Genomic DNA, 17,912 nt, shown 5'->3' on the forward strand with positions numbered 1-17,912 from the left:
GCTGCCGGTCACGCCGGGAAAGCAGATCCGAGAAATCCATGCCATTGATGCTATCACACGGCATGGCAGTTCGGCAATGGTCATCCCGGGACGGTTCCGGTTGCGCTGGCAGGAAGGAAGCAGGCCGAGGACGGCAACAGATGGACGATAATGGGGGGGTGGCAGGGGCGGTGTGGCAGTACAAAACACTCTGCCCGGCGGCATTCGCAGAGCCCAAACGACTGCGGGGGGCAGTGCCCCCCGCTTGACCTGCGCTATTTGTCGTCGCTCCAGCGCGGTGTCGGCTGGAAGTGGCAGCTGACGTTCCAGCAGCTGCCGGTATTGCCCGGGGTCTGCTGCTGGTACCACTGCCCCTTGGTGTCATTGAACTTCAGGTTCGGGTCGACCTTGATGGTAACGTTGGCTTTCTTGGCTGCTGTGCCGGTAGCCTGGAAGACCGTGTCGTCACCGATGTGTGCGGCCGGACCGTCATTGTGGCAGTTGAGGCACGGCGTGAAGCCCTGGCTCGGCCGGAGGTTCGACAGCAGGTGGCCCAGTTTCACATGGGCACCGCCCCCGCCGGAGTAGTTCTCCAGTTTTGCCGTCGAGTAGTTGTTCTGGGTTGCCACGAAACCTTTCGGCGCCGGCGGATAACCATGGCACTCATCGCAGGCCTTGGGCTTGAAGGCAAAGGTGTTGCGGTGCGAATGGCAGTTCAGGCAACCGCTGGTCGGGTGGTTGCTCCCCTCGTCGACATTGCGCCGATAGTGCGACGTCTGGGTATGGCACGTCTGGCAGACCCCGCGATAGGGAGGAGCCAACTGGACCAGATCGTTGGACGAGAGATAGGTGATCGTCGAGGTCAGGGTGCCGAAGGTGATCGTCGTCCGGATCATCATGCTGTTGCTGGTTCCGTGGACGTCGTGGCAAACCTTGCAGTCCATGTCGTAGACCCCCAGCGCCGTGGCATGGGTGGTCACGTTCTGCTTGCTGACCGTCGGCACCTTGGCCGGGTCGTTATGGCAACCGAAGCAGAGGTTGTTGGTGTTGTCGGCGATCCGTTTCGTGCCGACGGGGGCACCGATATGCTGGCTGTTGGCGTCGTGGCAGTTGGCGCAGTCGCGGCTGGCATTGTAGTTGACGGCTGCCTGACCATGGCCGGTGGTAGAGAAATTGGGCTTCTCCGGTGCCGTATTGCCGTTGATCACCGACAGCGGCACCGTGTGACAGCTGCTGCAGGCGACCCGACCGCCGGTCCAGACCACGCTCTGCTTGTGGCAGCTGGTGGTACAGTTGCTGGAGACAACCTCGATCGAGCCGTCAACGTGGGTGGCGGAAATCTCGCCGGTATAGGTATGGCAATTGGCGCAAGCCCCTTCGACCGCCCCGAAATTCGGCCCGTAGGTGGCAGTCAGATGCGCCGTGTGGCCATAGGTGTTGATGGCCGTCACGCCGGTGGCCCGGTGACAGGAGTTACACTGGCCGGTGGCCGGCGTCCCCCAGGACGGCGTCACGAAGGCGGGGCTCCCCTTGCCGTCGCTATGACAGTAGACGGTAGAACAGTCGGAACCGCTCAGCGTCTTGGCGCCGATCGCCCCGGAGAAGAGCAGGTCCTTGGTGCCATTGACATGCTTGGCCTTGTTGGCGATGACGCTGTTGCTGCTGACCGTTGCCGCGTGGCAGGTCACGCAGCCGTACCCTTTGGTGACGATGTGCCGCGAGTGGGCATTGGTCGCCGGCGCGGCAGCATGACAGGAGCTGCACTCACCGCCGGTACCGAAGATGGTCCCCTTTTGGCCGGCCCAGAGTGGCGATTTGTAGTTGCCGACGCCGTCGCTGTGGCAGTAGGTCGTCGTACAGGTTTCGTTGCCATTGCCAAGCGCCTTGTTGTAGGTCGGCGTACCGCCGTTGGCTGCACCGATGGTTCCGGTCGTATCGAGGAACAGATCCTGGAACGAGCCGGTGTTGTGGCTGTTCCCCTTGTGGCACTGATCGCAGGAATAGGAATAATAGCTGCCACCGCCGGCATGGGTGGCGTGAGGCGTGGCGCTTTCGTCCTTGAATATGCCAGAGGTGGAGTAATCGCGGACCCCATCTTTGGCATAGCCGTCGGGCCCGCTGGCGGTATTTGTCTTGGGCGGGAAGCCGTGGCAGCTGGTGCAGTTGGCCGAGAATCCCTGGCTATGGGTATGACACGACTTGCAGACGCTGGCGTCGTTGCTGCTGTGCTGGCCGATGGTGCTCGGCAGCGGTGAATGGCAGGCAAGACAGACGCCGTAAGCATCTTTGTTGTAATTCTCCGCAGTAGCCGAGGTGTACTGGAACAGCACCTTCTTGTTCCGGATCGCCCCGTACTGGGTCGAAACGTTCATGAAGCGGTTGATCAGGTAGACGTTGGGGGTCGTGCCGTCGGCCGCATCGACGTGGCCGCCATGGCAGTCGGCACACTGGATGTTCTGGTTCTTGTTGCCGTTATGGTTCTTCACCCGGGCGTTGGTATTAGCCGGGTCGTCGGCGGATTTGTGGCAGTTGGTGCAGATATTCGAATCCGACACCGTCGCCCCCCGCAGGTCGGTGCGGAGCAGCATCCCCCGGGAGGTGGAAAGCAGCCCCATCCGGGCGCTCGACGCATTATCGAAGGTTCGGCTGTTGGAGTCGGTAAAGTGAACGCCGTGGCAGGTGGTACAGACGACCGAACCGTTGGCCGAGAGCCGCATCGCCGATGTCGGGTTGGCCGGGTTGCTGTTCTGCGGCGTCGCGTAGAATTCGTCGGTCCGGGCTGCAGCTTTGGCAGCATAATTGACCCCCACCGGATGGGTCCCCTTGGTATGGTCGACGGTATTGCGCGGCCGGTGGCAATCGAGGCACATGGCGTCGTTGGTGTTGTTGGTCCGGAGAAACGGCGGCGAAATTTTCAGCGACGACGACGAATAAGGATTATGGACGCTATGGCAGCGGGCACAGACGATCGTCCCGGCAATGGCGGTCGTCGTCATCCGCGATTCCGTCGGGGGCAGTGCCCCCGCCTTTGGCACGGTGTCCTTGCCGACCCAGCTGTGCGAGGTCTGATAGAGCACCGCCGGCCGGGCACTGGTATAGGTATGGAACGGGTTGGCGAAGTCGGCGTCGGCAAAGGGTTTTTTCGTGCCATAGGGGTCACCCGCCTTGTGGCAGGTCTGGCAGATGTTGTTGAAGCCCGTCGAACCGAGCGTATTGTGGGTAGTATGACAGCTGTAGCAGGTATAGCCCTTCACGGAGCCCAGTTCATGCGGCGCATCGATCGCCCAGCTTGCAGCCGAAAAGCTGCAGGCCACCACCAGCATGACTAATATCCTAAATATCATTCCGTTCATGGCACGCTCCTGAACATGTACACCACATTGAAATTACTATTTATTATGACAGGCAAGGCAAAGTGCGCTGCCAGTATTGTCCCGGGCGAGAAACGGCCGCAAAGCGGTGTTGCCGCCGCTGCCGGTCGGATTGCCATTGTAGTCCATCCCGTAATCGACATGCGGATCGTGACAGGTCGAACACTCGATCTGATCGCGGTTGCCGCCGAAGAAGCGCAGGCCCTGACCCTTCGGCACCGAAATGGGATTGAGGACATTGAGCCCTTTGGCCACCTTCTCGTCGTAAGCCTGGGTATAGGAGAAGGAGATCGGATGGTCGTCGGTCAGGTTGGTCCCGGTATAGCGGGCATCGCCGCTATCGCCGGTCCGGCCGAGGTTTGCCCGGTAAGGAGCGCCGAACAGATCGATGTTCATCGGCACCCCGGTTACGCCGGCGGGAGCCATCGGATCGTCGTAGACACCACCGACCAGGAACTTCTTGTCCCCGCTGCCGGCATCGATCCCGAAACTGGCATTGTGCAACACGTTCAGGGCTGTCCGCCCGTCATGACAGCTCAGGCAGAGCAGCGATTCGGGGCCCGGGGTCGTTGCCGCCTTGGCAACGCTGGTCAGGGTCATCGACGAGGTATACATCTGGAACGCCTGGGTCGGCATCGCCTTGTTCCAGAGCGGTTGGGCCGGCTGGGCATTGTGGGGCGTATGACAGAAGATACAGATCTGAGTCGTCTCGGTACTGTAGAAATGGCGGACAAAGCCCGGACCGGTACTCGACAGGTTGTGTACCGTATTCCGGATGTTTCCCGGGCCGGCATGGGCAATGATGGCCGTTGCCGGCAAAAGCAGTGCGACTCCGATTGTCAGGAAAATGTTCTTCATCTATCTCAGCCTCATCGCGCGTAGTCCGTTACTTAAACTGCATCCTGCATACAACGGTGGTCGTTTCGTTACCAGCTCTGCATCCCGAGGGCCTTCCTCAGGATCAGCAACACGTCGACCAGATCAATTGCCCCGTTCGGGCGCGCCTTGCCGAGCATCAGCGGACCGATGTCGCCATGGGCCAGATTCGTTGCCGTGGGGGGCTGCTGCTTGGTGAAGATCCGCAGCGCCGTGAGCGCATCCTGGATGGTTACCGTGCCGTCACCGTCAACATCTCCGTCCGGCACCTGAACCACCAGACTCCGCGTCGTGCTGTTGCCTGCGGCGTCGGTAGCCCGAACCGCCAGCGTTGCCGAGTCGTACTGGCCGGGATTGAGCGTTGCCTGCCAGGCGGTACCGTTGAGGGTCACCGTACCGGCCGTGCCGTTCTTGTCCTCGACGGCCACCGCCGCCCCCGCCTCTACGCTACCGGACAGGGCCGACGGATAGGGAGTGTTCACCGCATTGAGCTCCAGCGCCGGCGGCGTGGTATCGTAGATGATCGTCCTGGTGACACTGCCGACATTGCCGGCCGCATCGGTCCCCTTGACGGTTACGGCATAGCTCCCCTGGTCGGTGAAGTTCACCGTCAGGACAAAGGTGTTATCCGTAACGGTAGCCGCGACCGGCGTACCGTTCACGTCCGCACTGACCGTAACCGGGCTCGAATCGGTGAAGCTGCCGACAAGACAGATCGTCCCCTGGTTCGTGGCGAAATCCTGGGCGGGAGTGGTAATCACCACCGCCGGTGCTTCGGTATCGTAGGTGATCGTCCGTTTGGCGGAACTGGTATTCCCCGCCAGATCGACCGCCGACACATCGATCGTATTCAGCCCCGGTACCAGGCTCACCTCGGCGCTCCAGGACGTGCCGCTCATCTGTGCCGGCTTACCGGCAACGGTAACCGTGGCGGTCTTGTCGACGCTGCCGCTGAACATCAGGTGATCGACCGAGACGAAGGCACCGTCGGCCGGAGCGGTGAAGCTGATCACCGGCCGGGTCACATCGTAGATGATGGTCCGGCTGTTGGTTGTCACGTTGCCGACCAGGTCAGTAGCCACGACCGTAATCGTGTTCGCCCCCTGGGCAAGGGTAATGGCCGTGCTGGCAGCGCCATCGACCACCGCCAGCGGCTGGCCGTTCACGGTCACCCCGGCGAGATTGGCATCGCTCACCTGGACCTTGACGTTCTGGATTTGCTCACTGGTGTAACTGCCGTCGGCGAGGGCGGAGACGACAAGGACCGGCATCGTGTTGTCCAGGGTAGTGGTCACCGACAGGGCCGCCGTCGCGCTCTGCGAACGCTCGGCAATTACCTTGATGGTGTTCGGACCGGCGGCAAGTGCAAGCCGCTGGCTCCAGGAGGTCCCGAACACCGTTGCCTGGACGCTCTGGTTGGTGGTCTGGTTGACGATGGTCACCGTACAACCGGCATCGACCGTACCGCTGAACTGCTGATAGCCGTCGCCGGTCAGGGCCGGCACCGGATCGAGGGTCAGTTGCGGCTGGGCCAGCAAGTACTGGGTCGTGGCCGTCTGGGTAGTTACGTTGTTCGCGCTGTCTTTGGCCGTAACGGTAAACAGGTTGCTGCCAAGCGTCAGCCCGGTCACCGTGACGCGCCAAGTGTCGGTGGTCGGATAGGTAACCGTCCCGACCGTCGCTGTCGCCGGGCCAGCCACCGCCACCGTTGCCCCGGCTTCGACCGCACCGGCAATGTCGACGCTGCCGGTGTAAACCACCGACGGCAACGGGTCGATCGCCAGAGTCGGCGGGGTCGTATCGAGCGGGAGGCTGCCACCGTCGATGCCATAGACGGTCACATTGCCGTAGCCGTTGACCACCATGAGCCGACCGTGGGCCTGGTCGAACTGCACGTCCGACGGGACCATCAGTTTGCCGTTACCATTGCCGTAGCTGCCGATGTACGACAGGAAGGCCGCCGGACTGACAGTCATATCGACAGCCTGGACCAGGCTCTGGAAGGTATCGACCACATACATCCGCTTCAGGACCGGCGTCGGATCGTTCGAATACTCGAAGCCCACCCCTTGAGGCGCGGTAAATTTGAGCGGGTTGGCGCCAAAACTGCCGACCGTCCGCCGGTAGACGCCGTCGGTCCCGAAGAACTGCACCCGGCCATTGCGGGTATCGACAACGGCCAGTTCATTGGCATTTTTCTCGTAGGCGATCCCCGTGGGGGTGGAAAACTGGCCGGCCGCGGCGCCAAAGGTACCGAAACGCTGCACGAACACCCCATTGGCATTGAACACCTGGACACAGTTATCCAAACTGTCGACTACATAGATATATCCCGCCGCATCCTCGGTAATGCCATTGGCCATCTTGAACTGTCCGGCGCCACTGCCGAGCCGGCCGAGTTCATGGCCGTCGGCGGCCAGCCGCACCACGAAATCACCCTCGCCAACGAGCATTGTCCCGTCGCTCTCGACGAAAATCCCCTGCGGCGAACCGGCGGTCTTGAACTGCTGGAGCAGATGGCCGAAGGCATCGTATTTGAGAACGGCATTGACGAGCGAATCTGTCACATAGAGGTTCCCGGCGGCATCAATGGCTATCCTGAGCGGAGAGCGAATCCCCTGGCTAACGGGATCTTGAACAACCACCGACGGAACCGTTGTCGCAAATGCCGACGTCACCAGTGAAATCACCAGAAACGCCAGCGAGAAGGCAACGGACATCAACCGTTTTGGTGATCTGCGTACCATGGTAATGCCTCCGGATTTATTGGAGATCGTCTGCCATGCCGGCCAGGGAGCCGGCCACGACGATAACTCTGCTATTTAGCGAGCAATTATAGTGCCAATCATTAAAATCGTTAGTTGGTTACCAATAATTAACTAATTCACGCTAAATAATAGCGGCTTATCTGGACATCGTCGGGGCCGTAACCCTTCCAAGCCACAACCAAAACGTTCATTGGTTCTTTGCTATTGACAGCGATATCGATTGGCAGTGAAAAAAAATGACAGCGGGAGCGGAATAAATTGACAGCGGGACGAACTATCCCGGCAGTCGGGTAAGACTGCCGGGATATCGCCATTTGACGGAATTATCGTGAGAGAATTCTTACTTGAGGAAGCCGAATTTCTTCATCCGGTAGCGAAAAGCGTCGATGCCGAGGCTCAGCTTCTTCGCCGCCTTCGACTGGTTCCAGTCGCTGTTCTCCAAAGCCTGACGAATCAGCTCCTTCTCCACCTCTTCGATATCGACCCCTTCTGCCGGCAGCTTGAAGGTGGTGAGCCCGGTCGACTGGGTCGAGGCCTTGGCAACGATCTCCAGCGGGAGATGTTCGAGGAGCAGTGTCTCCTCGTTGCCGAGGATAATCGCCCGCTCAATAACGTTTTTCAGTTCGCGGATGTTGCCGGGCCAATGATATTCCAGCAGCAGCTTTTCGGCCATTTTCGAAATGCCCGTCACATGCTTGTTGAACTCCCGGTTGAACTGCTCGATGAAATGATTGGCCAGATGAAGGATATCCTCGCGGCGTTCCCGTAATGGCGGCAGATAGATGGGGATTACCTGAAGGCGGTAGTAAAGGTCGTTGCGGAAGTTTTTCTCCTCGATCGCCTTCAGGAGATCCCGGTTGGTGGCGGAGATGATCCGAACGTCGACGGAGAACGACTTGGTGCCGCCGATCCGCCGGAAGGTCCGCTCCTCGAGAAAGCGAAGCAACTTGGCCTGCATCCCCATTTCCATATCACCGATTTCGTCAAGGAAGACCGTTCCGCCATCGGCCAGCTCGAAAAGCCCTTTTTTCATCGTCTTGGCGTCGGTAAACGCCCCCTTCTCATGGCCGAACAGCTCGCTTTCCAGCAAGGTGGCCGGAACCGCGGCGCAGTTGATGGCGACAAACGGCTTATCGGCCCGGGCCGACTGATAGTGAATCCACTTGGCAACCAGCTCCTTACCGGTGCCGGACTCGCCCTGGATCAGCACTGTCGAGGCATCGCTCTTGGCGACCTTCTCCATCATTTCCAGCACGTTTTTCATGTGGCGGCTGGAGCCGACGATATCGGGCGGGCCGAATTTTTTCGACTGTTCGCTGCGAAGTCGGGCAACTTCACGGCGCAAGTCCGAGGTTTCCAGGGCCTTGCGGATGACAATTGCCATCTCGTCCAGATTGAACGGCTTGTTGATATAATCGTAGGCACCGAGGCGCATCGCATGGACTGCCGTCTCCAGAGCGCCGTGGGCGGTGACCATGATAACGATGACTTCCTCGTCGTATTCTTTGATCTTTTCCAGTACCTCCAGACCGCTGATGCCGGGGAGCTGGATATCGAGCAGCACCAGATCCGGCTGCTCCTCGCGGACAATCCGGAGGGCATCTTCACCATTACCGGCAGAAACCACGTCATAGCCCTGCTTTTTCAGGTTCTGTTCCAGCGACCAGCGGATTAGATGCTCGTCGTCTACCACCAGAATCTTTGTTTTTCTCACGTCCGCTCCTTTACGTTTTGGATCGTAATCGCAGTGCAGTTGCGGCTCGCGGGCCGGGAGGCCCGAATGACGCCTATACGCTCTCTGCCGGCATGTCGTCCGGCACCGGCAGGTCAATGGTAAAGACCGTCCCCTCACCGGTTGAGCTGGCAACGGAAATCGTTCCCCCGTGTTGGGTGATGAGCTTCTGGCAGATGGCAAGCCCCAGTCCCGTTCCCTGGGCCTTGGTCGTGAAAAACGGGGTAAAGATCTTGCTGATGATCTGGTCGGGAATCCCCGGGCCGGTATCGGCAATCCTGGTCCTCACCCAACAAACTTCGCCCGCATCCACCAACTCGCTGCCGACCGTCAACACCCCCCCCTCCTTCATCGCCTGGATGGCATTCAGGATCAGGTTGAGAAAGACCTGCTGCACCTGTTTCGGATCAACAAAGACCAAGGGGAGCTCGGCCGCCAGCTCAAGCCGCCGTTCGATGTTCTTCCCACCCCGGTGTTGCAGGGCAAACAACAGGGTCTTCTGGAGGATCTCGTTGAGATCGGCAAAAGTCGGCTCCGGCAGGGTCGGCTTGCCGAAGAACAGCAGATCGTTGACCGTCTTGTCGAGCCGGCTCACCTGCTCGACGACTTCGCTGATGATCTCTTTGCGCGGGTCTTCGTCGAGAAAATCCTGGCGAATGATGCTCATCGCCGCCGCAATCCCCGCCAGCGGGTTCTTGATCTCGTGAGCGATGCCGGCGGCCATCTCACCGACCGAAGCGAGACGATCGGCCCGCTCCATCTGCTGGAAGTGGTACTGCTCCAGCTCCTGTTTCGCCCGGTCGAGCTTGTCGACCATCGAATCGAAGCTCTCCACCAGCCGGCCGATCTCATCCGGCCGCTCCGCTTGCATCCGTACCGACAGGTCACCCTGCTCGACCCGCGCCATGTTTTCGATGATGCAGTTCAGCGGTTGACGGACGCAACGGAACATGACCAACGAGATGGCCATGACGATAAAGAGCATGATGGCAATAGTGGAAACGACGAACAACCGGGTCGCTTCGACGATCCGCCGGTTGGTCTCCGCCAGGGAGTAATTGACATCGAGGATACCGATGATCCGTCGGTTGGGGCCATGGCAGATATGGCACGATTCGTCGTTGTAAATCGGCTTGATCATGCCGAAGACCTCGCCATGATCGCTCGTCTGGAAAATCCCCTCGATCCGGTTGTTGATGAACAGCTGGTAATCAGCGTCGGGGATCGGCAGACCGACTTCTTCCGGCCGCGATGACTTGAGAACCATCCCCTGGGGGTGGAAGATGCGCACCCGGGCGATCTTGCTGTGGCTCTGGCCGACCATCTCCAGGATGGTCTGCACGTCCTGGGTGTCGCCGATGCTCATCGATTTGAAGATACTGCGTTCGACGGTATTGAGAAGGAGATGGGTGTTTTCACGGGCGGCCGCAATGAGCTGGCTTTTCTCCCGCTTGAGATTGAGATAGGTAAAGGTGCCGATCCCCACGGACAAAAGGCCCACCAGGATAACGATGACTCTCGTTGTCAGACTCTTGATGATCAACCTTCCCCCACGACACCACGATGGCTGGGAAATACGCTCATGTCGGCCTTACCCGGCGGACGCCCCGCTGTTCACGGCGAGGTCGAGTACGGCGTGGTGCTCCCGCTCTGCTGCCCACTGTCCGTCGTACCGGCCGGCACCGATGTTGCCGATGTTGAACTCCCCGACGGCAGGGTAACCGTCGAACGGGAAGTTTTCTGCTGCTGGCCCATATTGATCGTGAAAACCCACTTCTTGTACTGGTCCTGCCCCTCGAAACTGGCCAGCTCCGACGGGAAGCCGCCGGTTTTCAGCGGCGCCTTCTCGCTCGGGCTCATCACCCCGATGATCCCCCGGGTTGCGTTGCGCAGGACCACAAAATCCTCACCGGTGATCGGATCTTTGTATAGTCGGCGGAGGTAGCGCCTCTTGCCGGCGGTCCGCGGGTCCTGCAACAGGTCCCGCAGGTCCTTGAGCGGGGTGGCAGGTGGCAGGCCGAGCTTGGGGTCGGGATTATGCCACCGCTCCAGTGCCTGCCGGTACTGCTCGCCGCGAAACAGGAGCTCTTCCTCCTGCTCCCGCACCATGATCGTGTGCCAGCTCTGGCCGATCGCCCCCAGCATGATCCCCATGATGGCGACGATCACCAGCAGGGCAATGAAGGTATAGCCGGCCGACGATCTGAGGAGCCGCACGCCCATGAGCTACTTCCTCGCCAGGATCTCCCGGGCCGCCTCGGCCAGATCTTCCGGCATCAGCGAGAAGTACTTGAGCAACTCTTCCGCTTTGCCGGAGGTACCGAAGCGGTCATAGATGCCGACCCGCTTGAGCGGCACCGGACAATGCTCGCCGAGGAATTCCGCCACCGCCCCACCGAGCCCGCCGACCACCGAATGCTCTTCGGCGGTAACGATGGCTCCGGTTTCCCGGGCCGCCCGAAGAAGGATCTCGCCGTCCAGCGGCTTGATCGTCGCCAAGTGGACCACCCGGGCGGACACCCCTTCGGCCTTGAGCCGCTCGGCGGCAACCAGCGCCTGGGCGGTCATCAGGCCGGTAGTAACGAAGGTCAGATCGCTCCCGCCGGCCAGTTCGGCCCCTTTTCCCACCGCGAAGGGGGCGTCGTCGGCAAAGACCGTCGGGACCTTGTTTCGGCCGAGCCGGATGTAGACCGGTCCTTTCATGGTGGCTGCGGCCCGGATCGCCTTGGCGGTCTCCGGCCCGTCGGCAGGAACGATGACCGTCATGTTCGGAATGGCGCGCATGATCGCAATATCCTCCACTGACTGGTGGGAACCGCCATCCTCGCCGACGGTAACCCCGCCGTGGGTGGCGACGATCTTGACGTTGGCCTTGGGATAGGCTACCGACTGGCGGATCTGTTCCCAGGCCCGACCGGAGGCAAACACGGCAAACGTGGAGACGAAGGGGATTTTACCGGCCGCCGCCAGGCCGGCGGCGGTGCCGACCATGTTGGCTTCGGCGATCCCCATATTGAAGAACCGTTCGGGGAATTTCTTGGCGAAAACCCCGGTCTTGGTGGAACCGGACAGGTCCGCGTCGAGGACGACGATGTCCCGATTTTCTTCGCCCAGCTCCCCGAGGGTCTGGCCGTAGGCATCGCGGGTGGCAATCATGGTGCTCATATGTCAATGTCCTTTCGAAATGGCATGGCGACGCGCAGTCGCGCGTCCGAAACGGGGCAGGTCCCCGCCGCTACAGGTTGCACTGTTCGCCGAGGCATTCGAGGGCTTTCGGCAGCTCCTCGTCGCTCGGAGCGACGCCATGGTAGGAGGCCTTGTTCTCGAAGAAGGAAACCCCTTTCCCCTTGACGGTCCGGGCAACGATGGCGGTCGGCTGCCCCTTGACGGTGGCGGCCTGTTCGAGGGCGGCCACAATGGCGGCCATGCTGTGACCATCCACATCGATGACGTTCCAGCCGAAGGCGCGGAACTTATCGGTGACCGGCTCGACGTTCATGACTTTCGCCACTTCGCCGTCGATCTGCAGGCGGTTGACATCGATCAGGGCACAGAGGTTGTCCAGCTTGTAGTGGCCGGCCGCCATGGCCGCCTCCCAGACCTGCCCTTCCTGGAGCTCGCCGTCGCCGAGCAGCGCATAGACCCGGCTGGCACTGCCGTCGAGCCGGAGCCCGAGCGCCATGCCGTTGGCCATCGAAAGCCCCTGGCCGAGGGAACCGGTGCAGACTTCGACCCCCGGCGTTACCTTGCTGTCCGGATGCCCCTGCAGGTGGCTGCCGAGCCGGCGCAGCGTCATCAGGTCTTCCTTCGGGAAATAACCGGCTTCCGCCAGAGCCACGTAGAGGGCAGGCGCCGCATGCCCCTTGCAGAGCACGAACCGGTCGCGGCCGGCCCAGGCCGGCTCGTCCGGCTTGTGCCGCATCGTATGAAAATAGAGGGCGGTAACCATGTCGATGGCCGAAAGCGAACCGCCGGTATGGCCCGACTGTGACTTGTGGAGGGTTTTCACGATAGCGACCCGCAGCTGGCGGGCCTTGTCTTCGAGAAGCCTGATCTTTTCGCTATCCACGCTGTTCCTTTCCGTTACTGTCATGATTGAATATGCCGAAATTCTTCATCAGCACCGTCCCCGGCGCTGATTCGACTTATTTATCCTTCTCATCTGCCATGAGAAAATCGAGGATCACCTCGTCGAGACTCGACGGCTTCTCCGCCGGCCTTGTCGGCGCCTTCGACGGCGACGCGGTCGGCGGGGCAACCTTGGCCGGCGGGACAACCGGGGGTGCCGGAGAAGCTGCGGGAGCACTCTTGGCCCCGAACGCCCGAGCGTCGAACTCACCGGCCTTGAGCCGCCGGAGCATATCCTTGTGCTGCTCCTTCATCAACTCCTCGACCACCCGTTCCAGATTGTCCGCTTTGATAATATCCGCGTAGCTGGTCTTGCGGGAAGAGATGATGGTCCCCCCCTGGTAGAGGAGGGTGATGATGTGGGGGTTCCGGATACCGCTGTCTTCCGTCTGAATATGGAAGATTTCCCCTTTGTACATCACGTTATGATTGAAACCGACGATCATGGCCGCTATCCGCCAAAAGACGTAATATATTGAAAATATCACGGAAATTAAGCGGTTGCAAGGAATAATTGGTCCGGCAAATCACGGACTTAGCGCCCATCACTCCGTCCCGCCGCTCCCTTTCAGCAGCGCCTTGATCCGGGCCACCGCCTCCATGGCATCCTTGGCGTAGAGATCGGCGCCGATCCGTTCGGCGTACTCCTGGGTCACCACCGCCCCGCCGACCATGGTGAAGGTCCTGATCCCCGCCTCTTTCAGCCTGGCAATGACCTGTTCCATCTCAGTCATGGTAGTGGTCATCAGTGCCGACAGGCCGACTGCGTCAACCGCCAGGCGCCGGGCCTCGGCAACAATCCGGTCGGCGGCGACGTTCTTCCCGAGATCGATAACTTCGAAACCGTGATTTTCCAGGAGGGTGCAGACGATGTTCTTGCCGATGTCGTGGATATCACCCTCGACGGTAGCCATCAGAATCTTGCCCAGGCTGGTCGCTGCTCCGGCCATTTCCCGTTTGAGGCGGGCAAAGGCGGCCTGCATGGTATCCGCCGACTGCATCACCTGGGGGAGGAAAACCTGGTTCTTCTCAAAACGCCGCCCGACTTCCTCCAGACCGGGAAGCAGTCCTTCGTTGCTCACCTGCAGCGGTTCCAGCCCGGCGGCCAGCGCCTCCTCGACCAGGGCGACGACACCGTCGCGCTCGCCGTTGATCACCGCCCGGCGGAGCCGTTCCCGGATGTCGGGCTCGCCGGCGGCTGCCGGTTCGACCGCGGCGGCGGCCGTGCCCTTGTAAGCTTCGATATAGGCAGCGGCCCGCAGGTCGCGGTTCAGGAGGACCATCGCGGACCGCCAGGCGGCCATCATCTCTTCTTCTTTCGGGTTGATGATCGCTGCATCGAGGCCGGCGGCCAGCGCCATGGCGAAAAAGGTCGAGGAAATCAGCGGCCGGCGGGGAAGACCGAAGGAAATATTGCTGACCCCGAGCACGGTATTGCAGCCGGTCTGCTCCTTGACCAGCGCCAGCGCCCGCAACGTCTCCACCGCCCGCTTCTGCTCGGCGCTGACCGTCAGGGTCAGGCAGTCGACAATCACCTCACCGGGCCGGATACCGGCAGCCATGGCCGCGGCAACGATCCGGCGCGCCACCGTCAGCCGCCCCTCGGCCGTTTCCGGAATCCCCTGTTCGTCGAGGGCCAGGCCGATGACTGCAGCGCCATATTTCTTCACCAGCGGCAGCACCCGCTGCAGACTTTTTTCTTCACCGTTAACCGAGTTGACCAGCACCTTGCCGTCCGCCGCCTTCAACCCCCGCTCCAGCGCTTCGGGACTGGACGAATCGAGCACCAGCGGCACGCCGGCGGTCGTGGCGGCACAGAACACCGCCCGCTCCATCGCCGCCGGTTCGTCGATGCCGGGGGTGCCGACGTTGACATCGAGCAGGTGCGCCCCCGCCGCCGTCTGCTCCAGCGCCTCACGACGGATATAGGCGACCTTTCCCTCGTGCAGTTCCTGGGCGAACCCCTTCTTGCCGGTCGGGTTGATCCGCTCGCCGATGATCGCCGCCGGCGCGCCGCCACCGATCGCGACCACCCCGGTCCGGCTCGACAGGAAGGTGACGTTCGCGGCGGGGCCGCACTTCTCTCGCCACCCTTGGTTGCGCCCGGCCAGTGCCGCCTTGATCGCCCGGATATGCGCCGGGGTGGTACCGCAGCAACCGCCGATGATCCGGACGTTCAGGTCGAGCAGCCGGTCGTGGAACGCAGTCATCTCCTCGGGAGAAGCGGGAAAGACCGTCGTTCCGTCCACCAGCTGCGGCAAACCGGCGTTGGCCTGGGAAATCAGCGGCAGCCGGGTCACCCGGCGCATCGCAGCCAGCACGTCGCAAATGCCGTCCGGGCCGAGGCCGCAATTCGAGCCGACAAGATCGGCCCCGGCAGCCTCCAGGGTGACGGCGGCCGCTTCCGGCGGCGTGCCGAGCACGCTCCGCCCCTGGTTGTCGAAGGTGAGCATGGCGATGACCGGCATGGTCGGCGAGAGGTCGCGGATGGCGATCACCGCCGCCCGGATTTCCTTGATATCGAGGAAGGTTTCCAGGGTGATCAGGTCGGCGCCGGCATCGATCAGGGCTGCCGCCTGCTCGCGGAAGGTGGTGAACATCTCGTCGAACGACAGCTCGCCGACCGGCTCCACGAACTGGCCGGTCGGACCGATCGAAGCGGCGACGTAGGCCCGGTCGCCACAGACCTCCCGGGCAATGGCCACCGCCCGTGCGTTGATCTCCGTCACCCGGTCGGCCAGCCCGAAATGGGCCAGCTTGGGACGGCTGCCGCCAAAGGTATTGGTAACGATGATATCGGCGCCGGCTTCCAGGTATTCGCGATGGACCCCTGCCACCACTTCGGGCATGGTCAGATTGAGTTCTTCCGGCGACTGGCCCGGCTTGAGCCCGCGGGCCTGGAGCATGGTTCCCATCGCTCCGTCGAGGACCAGGACGCGTTCGCCGATTGCCTGCAGAAACGGTTGCTTCACGGTGTTCACCACCCTTTCGTCGGCTTTACCGACCGGAATACAGAAAGTTGCCAGCGGGGTGCCACTCAGGAATGGGGCGGGGCGGGCGCGTCAGTCGGCGGGGAAGCCGGCGCGGGTGCCGCGGCACTCTCCAGTGAATAGTCGGGGCCGAGCGGTTGCCGCAGGTCCAGGTGACCGGCCAGGGTGTCGGTTTCCTTACCGTCGATCAGGAACTTCACCCGCTTCAACTGGGGAAAGTTGAAACAGACCGTGTCGACCACCGAGTAGACGGCCGTCATCTCCGAAGAGCTGCCGCCGGGGAGCCCCTCGACCAGTTCGTGGCCGAAGTCGATTACCGCCGTATCGCCGTCGATCCGCACCCCGTGGACAATGGTGCTGGGAGGGAGCGACGGCTGCAGGTCGCCAACCGGGCCGTTCACCAGCTCAGCAACCGCCTCGGCAACGCACTCGGCCAGATCGGCGCAGGGCCCCGTTACCCGTCCTTCCCGGGCCAGGCCGTCCCCTTCGGGGGCCGCAAAAAAGAGGGTCAGCTGGATGGTGCCGGTCGGCTTCGGTTCCGGCTTGGCAACCGGCAGTTGCCGGCTCTCCCGGTACTTGCCGAAAATGAGCAGGCCGAGGACCAGCGCGGCGGTCAGGAAAGCGGCCAACAGCAGGAAATTGCGCCGGCGGGACTTGGTGCGCTTCATGGGTTACCCCTTCTCGCCATCGATGCTTACCTGGTAGACATCACCAAGCCGGCCGCCGAGGAAACGGTTGCCGACCCGAATGAAGCCAGCCGGGATATCGGTGACGTAATAGTGATGATTGCCCTGTTCCGAAGAGGGGCGGGTCATCGCCTTCGCCCGGAGGATTTCGGCAACGGTGCGGGCCGTCTCTTCAGCCGAATCGACCAGCTTGACCCCGTCGCCGACGGTCTCGCCGATCACCTTTTTCAGGAGCGGATAGTGGGTGCAGCCGAGGACCAGGGTATCGACCCCCTCCTCCCGCAGCCCGTCGAGATACGCATGGGCGGTCAGCCGCGCCACCTCGTTGTCGGTCCACCCCTCTTCGGCCAGCGGCACGAAAAGCGGACAGGCGCGGGTAATCACTTCAACCTCGGGGTTAAGCCGCTTGATCGCCTTGGCGTAAGCACTGCTGCGGATGGTCCCCGCCGTGCCGATCACCCCGACCTTGCCACTACGGGTCACCGCCACCGCCCGGCGCGCCCCCGGCTCGATGACACCGATCACCGGGATCGGCAGCTTCTTTTGCAGCACGTCGAGAGAAGCGGCCGAAGCGGTATTGCAGGCCACCACCAGCAGCTTGATGTCGCGTTTGACGAGAAACGAAGCGATCTCCAGGCTGTACCGGGTGACGGTCTCGGGCGATTTGGTCCCGTAAGGAACCCGGGCAGTATCGCCGAAATAGATGGTATCTTCCTGGGGGAGGGCCTTGACGATCTCCTTGAGCACCGTCAGCCCACCAACTCCCGAATCGAAAATGCCGATAGCCTTCCAGGGCACGTATTTTCTCCGCTGCCGGATTCGTCTGCTCCGCCGTGGCCCCGCGCCGACGGCATAAATCCATTGATTCCGGCTGCTCGCTGTTGTTCCGCAAGACAAAGATGTATATACTATTTTAGCCATAAAACCTTGTCAAGGCATTTGCCCCGCCCGCCGCCAACGTAAACCGGCTTCATTTTGCAGGGGAAATCTGCTATTAATGAGGTTATTGCTGCAGAGCGACCACCCCGCCCGGAGGTCCCATGGACAAGCAGGCACTCGCCGACAAGGCCCGCGACATACTCAGCCCCCTGGAGACGCAGAACATCGTCAAGTTCGTCAAGGGGCTTACCCTGAAGAATGCCATGGAGAACCCGTGGGTGATCGGCATCATGTCGATCCTGATCTTTTACGCCGTGTTCAAACGTTCGAAGTTCGTCCTGGCCACCCTGTTCGCCATCATTTCGATCTCGCTGCTGATCCGTTTCACCCTTCCGTCGGGCGAAGGAAACGAGCTGACCCTCGGCTCAACCCTCCCCTTCGCCTTCGGTGGGCTGGTCATTGGCGCGTTTCTCATCTATTTCCTGTTCATCAAGTCGGAGTAA

Annotated in this window: 13 protein-coding genes; 1 reads left to right on the top strand and 12 read right to left on the bottom strand. The window is 61.5% G+C overall.

All coding sequences use genetic code 11. The features are described from left to right. Positions 1 to 254: 254 nt before the first annotated feature. The 12 genes from QMN23_RS16580 to murI all read right to left on the bottom strand — a co-directional run bounded on the left by QMN23_RS16580 (position 255) and on the right by murI (position 17,328). Complete coding sequence (locus tag QMN23_RS16580; RefSeq protein ID WP_282000438.1) at positions 255 to 3,332, bottom strand: cytochrome c3 family protein; 3,078 nt, start codon at positions 3,330 to 3,332, stop codon at positions 255 to 257. A gap of 36 nt (positions 3,333 to 3,368) precedes the next feature. Further along, positions 3,369 to 4,208 (bottom strand): cytochrome C, encoded by an 840-nt coding sequence (locus QMN23_RS16585; RefSeq protein WP_282000439.1) that lies wholly within the window; start codon positions 4,206 to 4,208, stop codon positions 3,369 to 3,371. A 68-nt stretch (positions 4,209 to 4,276) separates the two neighbouring features. Beyond that, positions 4,277 to 6,973, bottom strand: coding sequence for an Ig-like domain-containing protein (locus QMN23_RS16590; protein ID WP_282000440.1), 2,697 nt, complete (start codon positions 6,971 to 6,973; stop codon positions 4,277 to 4,279). A gap of 361 nt (positions 6,974 to 7,334) precedes the next feature. Then, positions 7,335 to 8,708, bottom strand: coding sequence for a sigma-54-dependent transcriptional regulator (locus QMN23_RS16595; protein WP_282000441.1), 1,374 nt, complete (start codon positions 8,706 to 8,708; stop codon positions 7,335 to 7,337). A 73-nt stretch (positions 8,709 to 8,781) separates the two neighbouring features. Continuing rightward, positions 8,782 to 10,269: a two-component system sensor histidine kinase NtrB gene (locus QMN23_RS16600; protein WP_282000442.1), complete on the bottom strand. Its 1,488-nt coding sequence runs from the start codon at positions 10,267 to 10,269 to the stop codon at positions 8,782 to 8,784. 71 nt (positions 10,270 to 10,340) lie between these two features. Beyond that, entirely contained in the window at positions 10,341 to 10,949 is a 609-nt protein-coding gene (locus tag QMN23_RS16605; protein ID WP_282000443.1) for a type II secretion system protein, read from the bottom strand. A 3-nt stretch (positions 10,950 to 10,952) separates the two neighbouring features. Then, positions 10,953 to 11,891 (bottom strand): transketolase family protein, encoded by a 939-nt coding sequence (locus tag QMN23_RS16610; protein WP_282000444.1) that lies wholly within the window; start codon positions 11,889 to 11,891, stop codon positions 10,953 to 10,955. Positions 11,892 to 11,961: 70 nt separating this feature from the next. Beyond that, the gene (locus QMN23_RS16615) at positions 11,962 to 12,819 is read right to left on the bottom strand and encodes a transketolase (RefSeq protein ID WP_282000445.1); all 858 of its coding nucleotides are present in this window, start codon (positions 12,817 to 12,819) and stop codon (positions 11,962 to 11,964) included. A gap of 52 nt (positions 12,820 to 12,871) precedes the next feature. Beyond that, positions 12,872 to 13,300, bottom strand: a complete 429-nt coding sequence (locus QMN23_RS16620) for a hypothetical protein (RefSeq protein WP_282000446.1) — start codon at positions 13,298 to 13,300, stop codon at positions 12,872 to 12,874. A gap of 99 nt (positions 13,301 to 13,399) precedes the next feature. Next, entirely contained in the window at positions 13,400 to 15,826 is a 2,427-nt protein-coding gene (locus QMN23_RS16625) for a homocysteine S-methyltransferase family protein (RefSeq protein ID WP_282000447.1), read from the bottom strand. 65 nt (positions 15,827 to 15,891) lie between these two features. Next, entirely contained in the window at positions 15,892 to 16,512 is a 621-nt protein-coding gene (locus QMN23_RS16630; RefSeq protein WP_282000448.1) for a GerMN domain-containing protein, read from the bottom strand. 3 nt (positions 16,513 to 16,515) lie between these two features. Further along, positions 16,516 to 17,328 (bottom strand): glutamate racemase, encoded by an 813-nt coding sequence (gene murI / locus QMN23_RS16635; protein ID WP_282000449.1) that lies wholly within the window; start codon positions 17,326 to 17,328, stop codon positions 16,516 to 16,518. A 242-nt stretch (positions 17,329 to 17,570) separates the two neighbouring features. Here murI and QMN23_RS16640 point away from each other — a divergent pair, with 242 nt between their 5' ends. Beyond that, on the top strand, positions 17,571 to 17,912 hold the full coding sequence (locus tag QMN23_RS16640; protein ID WP_282000450.1) for a hypothetical protein: 342 nt from the start codon (positions 17,571 to 17,573) through the stop codon (positions 17,910 to 17,912).

Source organism: Geotalea uraniireducens (assembly GCF_027943965.1).
Classification (GTDB): Bacteria; Desulfobacterota; Desulfuromonadia; order Geobacterales; family Geobacteraceae; genus Geobacter; species Geobacter uraniireducens.

Coding starts and splice junctions, on each gene's coding strand:
- QMN23_RS16580 (WP_282000438.1), bottom strand. CDS start 3,332: ATGAACGGAATGATATTTAGGATATTAGTCATGCTGGTGGTGGCCTGC.
- QMN23_RS16585 (WP_282000439.1), bottom strand. CDS start 4,208: ATGAAGAACATTTTCCTGACAATCGGAGTCGCACTGCTTTTGCCGGCA.
- QMN23_RS16590 (WP_282000440.1), bottom strand. CDS start 6,973: ATGGTACGCAGATCACCAAAACGGTTGATGTCCGTTGCCTTCTCGCTG.
- QMN23_RS16605 (WP_282000443.1), bottom strand. CDS start 10,949: ATGGGCGTGCGGCTCCTCAGATCGTCGGCCGGCTATACCTTCATTGCC.
- QMN23_RS16610 (WP_282000444.1), bottom strand. CDS start 11,891: ATGAGCACCATGATTGCCACCCGCGATGCCTACGGCCAGACCCTCGGG.
- QMN23_RS16615 (WP_282000445.1), bottom strand. CDS start 12,819: ATGACAGTAACGGAAAGGAACAGCGTGGATAGCGAAAAGATCAGGCTT.
- QMN23_RS16620 (WP_282000446.1), bottom strand. CDS start 13,300: ATGATCGTCGGTTTCAATCATAACGTGATGTACAAAGGGGAAATCTTC.
- QMN23_RS16630 (WP_282000448.1), bottom strand. CDS start 16,512: ATGAAGCGCACCAAGTCCCGCCGGCGCAATTTCCTGCTGTTGGCCGCT.
- QMN23_RS16640 (WP_282000450.1), top strand. CDS start 17,571: ATGGACAAGCAGGCACTCGCCGACAAGGCCCGCGACATACTCAGCCCC.